At 44.4% G+C, this 12427-nt stretch carries 12 protein-coding genes; 7 read left to right on the top strand and 5 right to left on the bottom strand.

Annotation, left to right across the window (positions count from 1 at the left end; genetic code table 11):
• The first annotated feature begins 63 nt into the window (after positions 1-63).
• Positions 64-915 carry a helix-turn-helix transcriptional regulator gene (locus tag QUA01_RS14510; protein ID WP_333092247.1) on the top strand — a complete coding sequence of 284 codons (852 nt, stop codon included), beginning with the start codon at positions 64-66 and terminating at the stop codon, positions 913-915.
• A gap of 255 nt (positions 916-1170) precedes the next feature.
• Here QUA01_RS14510 and QUA01_RS14505 read toward each other — a convergent pair whose 3' ends face one another.
• On the bottom strand, positions 1171-1386 hold the full coding sequence (locus QUA01_RS14505) for a hypothetical protein (RefSeq protein WP_333092248.1): 216 nt from the start codon (positions 1384-1386) through the stop codon (positions 1171-1173).
• Between the two features lie 260 nt (positions 1387-1646).
• Here QUA01_RS14505 and grxC point away from each other — a divergent pair, with 260 nt between their 5' ends.
• Positions 1647-1961, top strand: coding sequence for a glutaredoxin 3 (gene grxC / locus QUA01_RS14500; protein WP_333092249.1), 315 nt, complete (start codon positions 1647-1649; stop codon positions 1959-1961).
• Between the two features lie 71 nt (positions 1962-2032).
• Here the strand turns inward: grxC and menD are convergent, their stop codons facing one another.
• The 3 genes from menD to QUA01_RS14485 form a co-directional block, all read right to left on the bottom strand.
• Positions 2033-3982 (bottom strand): 2-succinyl-5-enolpyruvyl-6-hydroxy-3-cyclohexene-1-carboxylic-acid synthase, encoded by a 1950-nt coding sequence (gene menD, locus QUA01_RS14495; protein ID WP_333092250.1) that lies wholly within the window; start codon positions 3980-3982, stop codon positions 2033-2035.
• A gap of 162 nt (positions 3983-4144) precedes the next feature.
• Entirely contained in the window at positions 4145-5578 is a 1434-nt protein-coding gene (locus QUA01_RS14490) for an isochorismate synthase (protein ID WP_333092251.1), read from the bottom strand.
• Between the two features lie 247 nt (positions 5579-5825).
• Positions 5826-6116 (bottom strand): hypothetical protein, encoded by a 291-nt coding sequence (locus QUA01_RS14485; RefSeq protein WP_333092252.1) that lies wholly within the window; start codon positions 6114-6116, stop codon positions 5826-5828.
• A gap of 59 nt (positions 6117-6175) precedes the next feature.
• Here QUA01_RS14485 and menA point away from each other — a divergent pair, with 59 nt between their 5' ends.
• The 5 genes from menA (at position 6176) to QUA01_RS14460 (ending at position 11131) form a co-directional block, all read left to right on the top strand.
• Positions 6176-7072, top strand: coding sequence for a 2-carboxy-1,4-naphthoquinone phytyltransferase (menA, locus tag QUA01_RS14480; RefSeq protein ID WP_333092253.1), 897 nt, complete (start codon positions 6176-6178; stop codon positions 7070-7072).
• Positions 7073-7223: 151 nt separating this feature from the next.
• Positions 7224-7490, top strand: a complete 267-nt coding sequence (locus QUA01_RS14475) for a hypothetical protein (protein ID WP_333092254.1) — start codon at positions 7224-7226, stop codon at positions 7488-7490.
• A 190-nt stretch (positions 7491-7680) separates the two neighbouring features.
• Positions 7681-8481: a 2-succinyl-6-hydroxy-2,4-cyclohexadiene-1-carboxylate synthase gene (menH, locus tag QUA01_RS14470; protein WP_333092256.1), complete on the top strand. Its 801-nt coding sequence runs from the start codon at positions 7681-7683 to the stop codon at positions 8479-8481.
• Positions 8482-8630: 149 nt separating this feature from the next.
• Positions 8631-9653 carry an o-succinylbenzoate synthase gene (locus tag QUA01_RS14465; RefSeq protein WP_333092257.1) on the top strand — a complete coding sequence of 341 codons (1023 nt, stop codon included), beginning with the start codon at positions 8631-8633 and terminating at the stop codon, positions 9651-9653.
• Positions 9632-11131 (top strand): 2-succinylbenzoate--CoA ligase, encoded by a 1500-nt coding sequence (locus QUA01_RS14460; RefSeq protein ID WP_333092258.1) that lies wholly within the window; start codon positions 9632-9634, stop codon positions 11129-11131. Before QUA01_RS14465 ends, QUA01_RS14460 begins: the two co-directional genes overlap by 22 nt.
• A gap of 83 nt (positions 11132-11214) precedes the next feature.
• Here QUA01_RS14460 and QUA01_RS14455 read toward each other — a convergent pair whose 3' ends face one another.
• Complete coding sequence (locus QUA01_RS14455; protein WP_333092259.1) at positions 11215-12186, bottom strand: putative 2-dehydropantoate 2-reductase; 972 nt, start codon at positions 12184-12186, stop codon at positions 11215-11217.
• Between the last annotated feature and the right edge of the window lie 241 nt (positions 12187-12427).

Below are 12427 nucleotides of genomic sequence, written 5' to 3'. Positions count from 1 at the left end.
ACACTAATATTGATAGTGGCACTTAAAACCTCATATGTCAAGTATGTACTTACAATTTTATTGATGCCTCGCAAAAAAGAGACAATTACACTTTCGATTCCATCGGGAACCAAGGAACAGCTAGAGGCGATCGCCCTTCGCCTCGGCATCTTCTGGGGCAAATCCCCCAGCGTATCCGGGTTATTGGTGGCGATCGCCCAACACCGAATAGAAGTTGGTGAACCTTTCACGCTCAACTCTGTGCAAGCGCAATCTTTGAGCAAAGCTGCCAAATTCCTGAACGACTCCGGCGAAGTGGAAGCGGCCCAGATTGTACTGGCCTTACTCTTAGACAAAGGCAATCTGGAACCTCCCATCCGCCAAGAATTACTCGAACAGGTCAACCAAACTGCTGAAGCGTGGCGGCTGCGACTCAATCAACTGATTGACAACGACCAACCGTTCAGGCTGTTTTACCAGTCACGCCAAGACAAAGTGAGCGAATTTACTGCCCGCAGTGCCAAAATTCGCCTTTACGACAAGCGCTTGTACCTAGAAATCTGGTGCGATGATGCTAACCCTAGAGAAATCCCGGAATTAGCTCACAATCGGTGTTTGCGCTTGGACAAGATTGTCAACTTGCTACCGGCCAGTGAAGATTGGCGCGAAAGCATAGATTACATCAAAGTACACTTACACTTTTTAAAAGGATTGGCTGACAACTATGAATCCAAGCCGGATGAAGATGTGGCAAATGAAATGGTGGGAGACGTGCGTCATGTGGTGAAGCGGGTATCTAGTATATTCTGGCTGTTTCGAGATGTGCTGCGGTACGGGGAAGATTGCGTCATTGTCTCTCCCGACAGTGTGCGCGATCGCTTCCAACAAAAACTGGTCGCCCTCTGCCGCCAGTACGACATCAAAATCGGCGATTAGAGGACTTGGAAGTACCGAAAAACGCACAGGGACTTAAGAAACCGGGTTTTTCGTAAAAAACCCGGTTTCTGATAACCCGCCCACCAGTCCAAAAAAAAGCAGCCCGTTACAGGCTGCACATCGAAAAAACCGTTGTTTTGTTAGAGGAGAAAACTTTAAATCGAATTCAAGTCGCCGTTATATCAAGTCTCAGGGACTCCGGCGGGCGATCGGCTGCCAACCAATTTCGCCATCTTTATCTACCGCTGACTCACCTTACATTGCTGCTGAAAGTTCGTTCACGATTCTTACCCTGCCTCTGAGCACTGCCCGCAGCAGGCGGTTGACACAGCCTCTATCTTCGTCATTGAGGGACTCGTCCAAAGTAGCGGCCATCAAACCGTAGCGATCGGCTAAAGTTAAAACGCCCGTGTCGCTGACAGAAGCGATGATTTCAGAGATAGCGCCGGGGAGGAGTTGTAAGCAGTTCATGGCAGTGCGGTTGAATTCGATATATTAATCATGCTCTGGTTTCCTCAAAAGATCAGTGATATTAATGAGGTTCCGAAGGTGATTATTTGGGGTGTACGTAAGTGATCCGAGTTTAGTCAATGTGTGACGCGAATCACAGCGCCAAAGGTGGTGCGGGCAATTCCATAGCAGGCTAACCTTTGGTAGGACGCGGGATCGATGGCGTTTCGCTAAAATGATTTAATCTGTCAATCAGTTTAATTTTTACCCCAGTACCGAAAATGCTTGATTTTCTCAATCCCATTTTGGGCCGATCGCCCGATCGCATCAAAGCCAATGTAGAAATTTACACTTGGCAAACCTGTCCCTACTGCATCCGGGCAAAAACCTTGCTGTGGTGGAAAGGCGTAAATTACACCGAATACAAAATAGACGGCGATGAAGCAGCCAGAAATGCAATGGCCCTACGCGCCAACGGAAAGCGCAGCGTCCCCCAAATCTTTGTTAACAACCAACACCTCGGCGGCTGCGATGACATTCACAAACTTGATAGAGATGGAGAATTAGATCCGCTGCTAGCTCAACCAGCAGTTTAAATAGTGTTCATAATAGGTTCGTAGTGAGAACTTTAGTCCTTAAATGCTTAAATAAAGGACTAAAGTCCTCACTACGAACCTTTAGCAAATTTACCGAGATTGTCTTGCCGCCATTTAGCATCTGTACGCCTGTTTGTGAGCAATTCTAAGACCCGAATCCCGTTATTTGGCAGCGCCAACAATTTTTCTTTTAACTGCTCCCAATCGTCGATTATCTCGTGTTCCACGCCGTAAGTTGCACACAACTGAGCAAAATTGATATCCTGCGGCGTGGCAAAAAACTCTTCAAAGGGCGGGTCAAATTTGGCAACGGGCAACATTTCAAAAATTCCGCCGCCGTTATTATTAATTAAAACAATTGTCAGATGACCGACAAATTTATTTTTAATTAAAAAACCGTTTGTATCGTGCAAAAGTGCTAAATCGCCTGTTAGCAATATGCTGCTTTGATTGCGGTGGGCTACTCCCAAAGCTGTTGACAGTGTGCCGTCGATGCCGTTAGCGCCGCGATTGACAAATGGTTTTATTTCTAAGTTGTTCGGCTTCCAGAAAAATTCGACATCTCGCACGGGCATACTGTTAGCAATAAATATCGGTGTTCCAAGCGGCAAAATTTGGGAAAGCAGCCAGGAAACTTTGGGTTCGATTATGTTGTTAATTTCTGATATTTTTTGGTCTATTGTTTGTCTGACTTGGATTTCGGTGTTGCGCCAAAGTTGGAGGTATTGGTTTGATGGCGAGGTTTGAACCCCCCCTAACCCCCCCTTGGTAAGGGGGGGGACTGGACAGTCTGGAGGGGAGTTTTTGCCTGTTCGATCCCCCCCTAACCCCCCCTTGGTAAGGGGGGGGACTGGAGAGTCTGGAGGGGAGTTTTTGCCTGTTCGATCCCCCCCTAACCCCCCCTTGGTAAGGGGGGGGACTGGAGTTAATTTAGTTGCGAGATTAGTTGCTAGGTTTTCTACGGAGGTTCGCAGGTGAATTGTTGGGCCGTGTAGGGGATCGAAGTTGTGGTGGGCGGGGTCGATTATGTAGCGTTTGGGTTGGGTTTTGTCTAGCCAGTTTCGCAGTTCTTTGCTTGTGGGTAAGTCTCCGATTTGAATGGCGATTTCTGGTCTTAATTTTTCTGCTAGTTCGCGGTTTCGCAGGATTGTATCGTAGGTGGAAATTAGATGAGGGTTGAGTTGGGCGCGGTTTCTTAAGGGCGATAATCCTTCTGCTAAAACTGGCCAGTTTAGTAGTTGGGAAATTCGGCCGATCGCGCTACAATACTTTTCTGGATTCTGAGGCTGTGCAACTCCAGCAATAATTATCCCTCTGCTACACTTCTGCCATTGTTCTACTGTAATTCCTGCCCCCCCCCTTAACAAGGGGGGGCTGGGGGGGGTAGAGGTTTCTCCTGCAATAATGGGTTCTAATCCTGCAAAAAAATATTCGATATCAAATTGTGTTTCTAAGGATTGTACCGCAGGATCTGGAACGGGTACCAGCGGATCGCGAAAGGGGATGTTGAGGTGGACTGGGCCTGGTGTGGGAAATTGCGATCGCTCGATCGCATACATTACTGTCTGTCGCAGATAGCCTAGCATTCCTAATTCTGCTGAAGGGATTGCTAATTCGGCTTGCCAGTTGGGATAATTGCCGTAGATTTTCACTTGATCTATGGCTTGTCCGGCGTGACAGTCGCGGAGTTCGGGAGGTCTGTCTGCTGTGAAAATTAGCAGCGGAATTCGGCTTTCTCTTGCTTCTATTATCGCAGGGAAAAAGTTGGCTGCAGCGGTTCCAGAGGTACAAATTAGTGCGGTTGGTACACCGGATTTTTTGGCTATTCCTAATGCAAAAAAACTTGCCGATCGCTCGTCGAGTATGGGGATAGTTTCTATTTGATTATTTTGGGCGAAGGCTATTGTTAGCGGTGCCGATCGCGAACCGGGACAAATTACGGCTGTTGTTAGTTTCAGTCGCTGCAAAGTCTCGGCTATTATGGAAGCCCAGAGGGTGTTTGTGTTCCGAAAGTCAAGCATTTTGTTGTTTTGGCGATCGATGGTATTTTTATGAGATATAGCGGTTCTCAAGCGCGGTGAGGTATGCCCTATGCCCTATGCCCTATGCCCTATGCCCTATGCCCTATGCCCTATGCCCTATGCCGGATAGTACCTCATATGAGAGCTTGAAAGGCTATATTCCTAAACTAAAGCGTTTAAAAGTGCTTGTAATTTCAGTTGAATTTCTGCTAGTTCTTTTTCCGGCTCCGAACCTGCTACAATACCAGCGCCAGCATAGAGTATAGCGCGAGATCCGTCGATTAATGCCGATCGGATGCCCACGGCAAATTCGCCGTTACCGCTGCGATCGATCCAGCCCAGGGCTGCTGCATACAAAGAGCGATCGTAGCTTTCGCAAGCGCGAATTTGCTGTAGGGAAATATCCCTCGGCAGGCCTGCCACCGCTGGTGTTGGATGCAGTTGTGCTAAAATTTTTAACAAGTGAATATCTACGGGAATTCGAGCAGTGATTGGTGTCCACAAATGCTGAATATTTGACAGTTTCAGCAGTTTCGGCAGCGGGGAAAAGTCGGGATTTATACCCAGAGTCAAAAAGCGATCGACTATAAAATCAATCACAACTTGATGTTCTCTAATATCCTTTTCGCTGTTCAGTAAACCTTTGCCTAAATCCGCATCTTCCACCTCTGTTTTTCCCCTTGGCGCAGAACCGGCTAAGGCATATGTTACTAACTGATTGTTGTAAATGCTGATTAACCGTTCGGGACTGGCACCGATAAATTGCTGACCTTTGCCGTTACTGGTGGAAAATACGTAGCAACCTGGATAGGAAAGGCGCAAGTTGTTTAAGGAATCTATTAAATTAAAAGGTGTTGGAGAAATGACATTTATGGCTTGAGACAACACAAGTTTACTGAAATATTTAGAGTCGATCGATTCTAAGGCAGATTTTACAGATGTTTTGAATTGAGCCGCATCATTTACAGGAATTTGTTTTAAAGATATTGGAAGGTTGCTATTGCTAGGTTTTTTAATAAATTTTAGAGAGGCAATTTTGTCAATTTCTAACCAAAGTTTTTTGGCAATATCTTTAATATTTATATCTCGGCTGATGATGGTATTCGCGACTAGCGTACAGCTATCTTTTAGGCTAGTAATTTGCCATTTTGGTAAAAATATGGTGGCCGGTGGAAAATAAGAATTGGTGGCGAAATTTTCATCGAAAAAAGCAAAGCTACAAAAAAAGTGAGGCCCGCTGAAGGGCAAGCGTTCTGTACCGATGGTAATTGTTCGAGCAAGACAAGATTGAATAAAATTTTGAGTGAGGGTAAATCGATCGCTTCCCGCTGCTGTGAAATGGATGGTGGAATCTAGGGCGGCGATGGCAAAACTATTGTCTCCAAGAGGGTCTCTTTTTTCAAAATAAAAATGTCTGCCGTCGGGTGCGGCAATTTCTTGCAGTACCGCTAGCGGATCGACGGGGGAAATCTCCTGAGAAATACTAACTATTTTTGTTCGATCTTTTTCTGTTAAAGACTGCTGACAATCTAACAGAAACTTATGCAGTTGATTGCGGTCTTGCAAAATATTAGGGCGGTGCGGTATTACTGTCATGAAATCGAGAATAGCAGATTTGTCAGAAAGAGTGCGGTTTTGTCCCGCTAGAACCCAATGCGCGATTGATAAGTCGGCGGTTGAAACCGCTTCTTGTCAAATCAAACGAAGTCCGCCTCCGCGAACTGAAGAAGATAGCGTAATTTTAACCGCCCACTCTTCAACCCCTCTGAGCTGGGGTTTTGTTTGTATAGACGCGGTTTCAAGCGCCCGGTCTTCTGAGCCCAAGCGTAGGGCGCTAGAAACCCTATTTCGATCTAACCACGGTCTGGGTCGATCGCAAAACATGACCTTTCGAGTTTCCCGACAGTTTGGACAGGCTGCGGGCAAAAAACAGACGATCCTGTTCTAGGTCTGCGCCAACGCGCGATCGACCGAAACATTTAGACATAAAACTTAAGATTGAGCCGCTAAGTCTGGGCTTCGCCTGCGATCGACCCCGCAGAGGTTGACTGGCGGGCATTCTCGGGCGCGCCAGAACCCACAAAGGCGATCGACGGATGCCGGAGGCGCACTCAAGCGGATGGGGAGCAGACATTCTTCACCAATAAAATTGTAAAATTACCAAGCTGCTATCAATTGCATCAAGTTTGTGTAATGACAACAAAGATAATTGAACGTCCAAATAGTAAATTGTGGCTGGCCGCAATCAAGCCGCCTATGTACAGTGTTGCGGTGATTCCTATTTCAGTAGGAACTGCAATAGCTTTTGCCGAAACTAAAACGATTAATTCGTCAATCTTTTCGACATTTTTAATGTCAGCCATTTTAATTATAGCATGGCTGAATCTCAGTAATGATGTATTTGACTCGGAAACAGGCATCGATAAAAATAAAGCGCATTCCGTAGTTAACTTAACCGGAAATAAAGCTTTAGTTTTCTGGATTGCCAATTTATTTTTAGCCGTTGGAGTGTCGGGAATCTGCGCTATTTCCTGGTGGCAAAAAGACCCAACAGTAATTTTGCTAATTGTTTTGTCTTGCGCCCTCGGCTATACCTATCAAGGGCCTCCGTTTCGTTTGGGCTATCAGGGTTTAGGCGAAATAATTTGCTTTTTTACCTTCGGGCCTCTAGCTTTAGCTGCTGCTTATTACAGTCAAACTCAAACTTGGTCTGCGACTAATTTTGCTGCTTCGATAATCGTGGGAATTACTACGAGTATCATCTTATTTTGTTCGCATTTTCATCAAGTTGATGACGATTTGGCGGCGGGGAAAAAATCACCGATTGTCCGGTTGGGTACGAAAAAAGGTGCGCTGTTGTTGCAGTGGTCGTGCGGCAGCATTTATGCTTTGACTGTGCTGTTTGTGGCGTTGCAAATGTTTCCAATTTGGACGCTGTTGATTTTTGGGAGTTTGTTTTTTGCGATCGACCTTTCTGGCCATGTCGCAGAGTATCACGACCAACCGGCAAAGGTCAGCAACTGTAAGTTTATTGCAGTCGCGCTGCATTTTTCGAGCGGATTGCTGCTGGCGCTGGGGTTTGTGTTGTAGTTCGGGCGATCGAGAATTCCGGTAAAATGGAGGTATGGTTTGCTAAGTTGAGGGAGTTGGCGGAGTTGGTAAAGTTGGGCGACTTCTCAAAATCTTCTTTAGTTTAGCAATCCTTACCTCACATTACATCGTAAAAAAAGAGAATTAAATCATGAGTACGCAAACAGAAATTAGCAAAATATTGAGCTTAGAAGAAATTTTTCGCCTATATCCTGATGAGTGGGTGCTCATTGTCAATCCTGAATTAGATGAAGAATTAAACGTGATTCGAGGGGAAGTTTTAGCCCATGCAACAGAACGCGATGAAATTTACAGCAAGCTTTCATTAAGGAATGGAAAATCTGTCGCAATAGAGTATACTGGCTCGATACCTGATAACATAGCAGTAATAAGGAATAATCTATGTTCCTGTAATTAACGTATCTTGGTTTAATTGCGTGGGTCAAGTAATAGAAAATCTTGACGTAGTTGCCCACGATATACCGCCAAATATCCGCATAGACGGTCTTCTTGGTATGGAGTTTCTCACTCGTTTTCAGGCAGTCATCTCTGTTGGCACTGCGGAAATTAGATGTCAGTAAATCCGGTAATTATAGTAAAAATTGTATATGGAAAGATTTAAAAACTATCAATTTTACTATTCCTTAACTGGCAATAAAAATCAGTTAACAATTTTATTATTGCACGGATTTACGGGCAACAATCAAGATTTTAGCAGCGTCATTTCCTTGCTATCTCAAAATTATTGCTGTCTGGCCGTAGACCTTCCCGGTCACGGAAAAACCAGAGTCAGCGGCGACGAAAGTTGCTACAATATGTCAAATACAGCCCAAGCTTTGATAGACTTATTAGATGATTTACAAATAGACAAATGTTTGTTGTTGGGCTATTCAATGGGCGGGCGATTGGCGCTGTACATGACATTACATTTTCCTGAAAGATTCGAGAAAGTCGTGTTAGAGTCAGCTTCTCCGGGATTGAAGAGTGAAAAAGAGCGATCGCACAGACTGCAATCCGATTTACAACTAGCACAAAAACTGGAAAATAGCAACATTAAAGATTTTATTTTAAACTGGTACGATCGCCCTTTATTCAAATCCTTAAAAAAATTTCCCAAATTCGACCAACTCATCGAAAGCCGCTTAGCAAACAATCCCTTAGAAGTAGCCAAATCCCTCCGCAACCTGGGAATCGGCAACCAACCATCTCTTTGGGAAAAACTAACACAAAATCAAATCCCCATCCTCTTGCTAGCGGGAGAATATGATGAAAAATTTCAAGCTATCAATGCAGAAATTGCCAGCTTTTGTCCGGCCGCTAGTCTCAACATTATACCAAACGCTGGTCACAATATCCATTTTGAAAACATTGATAAGTTTGTGGAAGTTGTGAGACAATTTTATGATTAATAAAAGTTGCGCACATTCTTCTCGTAGGGTGCGCACTGCGCACATTCTTTAGATGTATGTAACAACCTGCACATTTTGTGATTCTCTGGTGCGCAATGCACACCCTACAATTGATAAATCGAGACGATTTTATGATTAACTAAAAGTAAATGCTATATAAATTCGAGTTTCGCACCTATCAGCGAAAATTTAAGCGCCCGCTGCGAACAAGTCACGGCATTTGGGATATTCGAGAAGGAATTATTCTGCGACTTATTGATGAAAAAAATCGCATTGGTTGGGGAGAAATTGCCCCTTTAAGTTGGTTTGGTTCGGAAAGTGTTGAGCAAGCTTTAGATTTTTGTCACCAGTTACCTGCTAATATTTCATCAGAGATGATTTTTGCGATTTCTGCTGAATTACCAGCTTGTCAATTTGGCTTTGAGTCAGCACTATCAAACGAGCAAAATCCACCCCCCCCAACCCCCCCTTGCCAAGGGGGGGAGAAAAGCGAAGATTTAAGTCGGTACAGCGGTTTATTGCCTGCTGGTGACACAGCTTTGCAGGTTTTACCGATGCTTTGGTTGGAGGGACATCGCACGTTTAAATGGAAAATTGGTGTTGCTGCAATTGAACAAGAATTAAAGATTTTTCAGCAGCTAATTGAATCAATGCACGATTTGGCCGATCGCCAAACAGCACTTTTACGCTTAGATGCTAATGGGGGACTCACCTATTCCGAGGCCCAAAAATGGCTGGAAGCTTGCGACAAAGTAAAAGCAACTCCCGACTTGGCGGCAGATATTGAATTTTTGGAACAGCCGCTGCCGATCGCCCAGTTTCAGGAAATGGTAGAATTGAATGCTATTTATGCCACGGATCTCGCCCTAGACGAATCCGCAGCCAACCTCGATCGCATCCAAGAATGCTACAGCCAAGGTTGGCGGGGAATTTTCGTCATTAAACCTGCGATTTGCGGTTTTCCATCCCAACTGCGAAACTTTTGTCAAACTCACAATATAGACGCAGTTTTCTCATCAGTATTTGAAACCAAAATGGGGAGACAAGCCGCCTTAAATTTAGCAACAGAATTGTCTATAAATAATAGAGCCCTAGGCTTCGGTACCGATAGCTGGTTCGACGACAATCAAGACACTTGGTTAAAGCATCTATGGCAAAAAAATTCACAGTAAATATCCTGAATCTACCCTTTGAATTGCCAAATAATTGGCTTGTCGGTTGTGACAGCGGCGAATTTGCCCGAATAGTCGATCGGCAATTTCAACAAATCACCAAAAATCCCGCCCCAAAAATACCCCCAAAAATTTGCATCGCAGAATCAGAACCCCTGCAATTTCTTGCCAGTTTCATCAGCGCCCGCGCCGCCAAATGCCCAATTTTTCTCTGCAATCCCAACTGGGTAAAACAAGAATGGGAACAAGTCTTTGATTTAGTCGAACCCGACCTAATTTTAGGACAAAATGCTGAGTTAAAAAAAATATTTCCCTCTCTTACAGTCCGCGAAGGCGGACTTCGTTTGTATAGCCGCGAATTCCATTCGCCGGGATTCAATTCACCCGAATTCCATTCACCCGAATTCCATTCACCCGAATTCCATTCGCCCGGATTCAATTCACCGACTAAAAACGGTTTTGATAACATCATGATTCCCACCGGCGGTTCATCGGGAAAAATTCGTTTTGCCATCCACACTTGGGAAACACTAACCGCATCAGTCCAAGGTTTTCAAGAATATTTTCAACTTGAAAAAATTAACTCGTTCTGCGTTTTGCCATTATACCACGTCAGCGGTTTCATGCAGTTTGTGCGATCGTTCACCACAGGCGGCCAACTGGTAATCCAGCCGTTCAAAGCACTAGAATCCGGCAAAAAAGCCGATATTGAACCCGAAGAATTTTTCATTTCCTTAGTTCCAACTCAACTGCAACGGCTGCTGCAAAACCCAGATACAGCTAATTGGTTGTCTCGGTTTCGTGCCGTACTTTTGGGCGGTGCTCCCGCTTGGCCGGAACTTTTAGCAACAGCTAGAAACCATCAAATCAAACTAGCACCCTGTTACGGCATGACAGAAACCGCTTCACAAATTGCTACACTCAAACCCGAAGATTTTCTCGCGGGCAATAACAGTTCCGGTCAAGTTTTACCCCACGCCAAAATAACTATTCGCACTCCCCAAGGTGAGATTTTGTGTTCCAATCAAATTGGAAATATTGCAGTTAATGCTAAATCCTTAGCCTTGGGTTATTATCCTGAAAAATTTGGCGATTTGCCATATTTTCAATTAGACGATTTAGGATTTATCGATCGCAATAACTGTTTAAATATTGTCGGACGCAGCAGCGACAAGATTATCAGCGGCGGAGAAAACGTATTTCCGGCCCAAGTCGAAGCCGCAATTAAGAATACTAATTTAGTTGCCGATGTTGCTGTAATTGGCTTGCCAGACAAAGATTGGGGTCAAGTCGTGACAGCGATTTATGTTCCCGCTAATTCCGAAGTTACTGTCAAAAATCTGCAAGTGGCAATAGAAGATAAGTTGAGCAAGTTTAAGCGACCGAAATATTGGGTAATCGTCGAACAATTGCCGCGCAATTCTCAAGGCAAAATCAATCGAGAACAATTGCAAGAAATTGGGCTCAAATATCAATAATTATTAGGCGCAATCAATGCAGAAGGCAGAATTTTCCATGCTTATTTCTGACTCCTGACAACAGTCAACAGTCAACTGACTAATTACGACAAATCTAACAGCCTTCTCTTCCTCTCAGCTTCCTGCCTTTGAACATCCACAAACTTCAACATTCGGTAAAGTACCTCTATTTGTGGCAACTTAACACCTGTTTTTTCGGCTACCCGTATCGGATTGCCAAAAATCGCCTCTACTTCCAGCGGCCGCGATTCATCGTAATCGATTTTCATGCTGGTGCGGTAAGGCTTCATTTTGTGAGTATATTCCAGCATATTTGGGATAAAATTATCGGGAATAATACGATCGCAACTTTTAGCCGCCGCTATCACTTCCGCCATAATTTTCTCAACCAAAATTAAAGTATCGGGATTAGCCATTAGTTCGTCAGTTCTCGCATTTAAAATCACAGAAAGCCCGTTATAAGGAATATTCCAAACCAGCTTTTTCCACCTTGACAATAGTAAATCTTCGCTCATTTCTATGGGAATCTCAGCCCGTTGAAAATCCTCAGCAATTTGGTGCAATCTGTCAGTAATACCGATGGCTTTGTAGTCTTGGGCATATTCGCCCAAGGTAATAGTACCGTAATCTAGGTGGGAGACATGACCGGGCCCAATTTTATAAGAACACAGGAAACACAGCCCGCCAATCACTCTTTCTGCACCGACAATTTTAGCAATTTGTGGTTCCGCATTTAGTCCGTTTTGTAATACTAAAACAACGCCGTCATCCTTTAATAAAAGAGGCAATATTTTAGACAACAAGTGATTTTGAGTTGTTTTCAGCGCTACAATTACTACGTCGCACTGAGGCATTTTGCGCGCGTCGTGGTAGGCGCGGACTTGCGGGAGGGTGAAGTCGCCTTCGGGAGACTCGATTATCAAACCCTGTTTTTTGACTGTCTGGTAATCGCTACGCAGCAAAAAATTCACTTCTAAACCTGCTTTTTGCAGTTTAGCACCGTAGAATCCGCCTAAAGCTCCCGTACCGATGATGGCATAATTGCGATTTGTCATAAGAAGAAGTCATTAGTCATTGGTCATTAGTCATTAGTCATTTTAGCCGCTCGCGAAGCCGAAGGCTAGTCATCAGTCATCAGGAAGAATGCTTAGAGCTTCTCGTTTTTGATTCGTCTGTATTTCACGTTTAATTAAGTGGAACTATAGCGGTTATCAAGCGTGGTGAGGTATGCCCTATGCCCGGTTTGGCCTATGCCCTATGCCGCATAGTACCTCATCTTTCTGAAAAAGGCTATAC

It is taken from the genome of Microcoleus sp. S36a_B3 (assembly GCF_036700745.1).
Lineage (GTDB): Bacteria > Cyanobacteriota > Cyanobacteriia > Cyanobacteriales > Microcoleaceae > Microcoleus.
This window is presented reverse-complemented; position numbering and strand designations above follow the sequence as displayed.

Coding starts and splice junctions, on each gene's coding strand:
- QUA01_RS14510 (WP_333092247.1), top strand. CDS start 64: ATGCCTCGCAAAAAAGAGACAATTACACTTTCGATTCCATCGGGAACC.
- QUA01_RS14505 (WP_333092248.1), bottom strand. CDS start 1,386: ATGAACTGCTTACAACTCCTCCCCGGCGCTATCTCTGAAATCATCGCT.
- grxC (WP_333092249.1), top strand. CDS start 1,647: ATGCTTGATTTTCTCAATCCCATTTTGGGCCGATCGCCCGATCGCATC.
- menD (WP_333092250.1), bottom strand. CDS start 3,982: ATGCTTGACTTTCGGAACACAAACACCCTCTGGGCTTCCATAATAGCC.
- QUA01_RS14490 (WP_333092251.1), bottom strand. CDS start 5,578: ATGACAGTAATACCGCACCGCCCTAATATTTTGCAAGACCGCAATCAA.
- QUA01_RS14485 (WP_333092252.1), bottom strand. CDS start 6,116: ATGTCTGCTCCCCATCCGCTTGAGTGCGCCTCCGGCATCCGTCGATCG.
- menA (WP_333092253.1), top strand. CDS start 6,176: ATGACAACAAAGATAATTGAACGTCCAAATAGTAAATTGTGGCTGGCC.
- QUA01_RS14475 (WP_333092254.1), top strand. CDS start 7,224: ATGAGTACGCAAACAGAAATTAGCAAAATATTGAGCTTAGAAGAAATT.
- menH (WP_333092256.1), top strand. CDS start 7,681: ATGGAAAGATTTAAAAACTATCAATTTTACTATTCCTTAACTGGCAAT.
- QUA01_RS14465 (WP_333092257.1), top strand. CDS start 8,631: ATGCTATATAAATTCGAGTTTCGCACCTATCAGCGAAAATTTAAGCGC.
- QUA01_RS14460 (WP_333092258.1), top strand. CDS start 9,632: ATGGCAAAAAAATTCACAGTAAATATCCTGAATCTACCCTTTGAATTG.
- QUA01_RS14455 (WP_333092259.1), bottom strand. CDS start 12,186: ATGACAAATCGCAATTATGCCATCATCGGTACGGGAGCTTTAGGCGGA.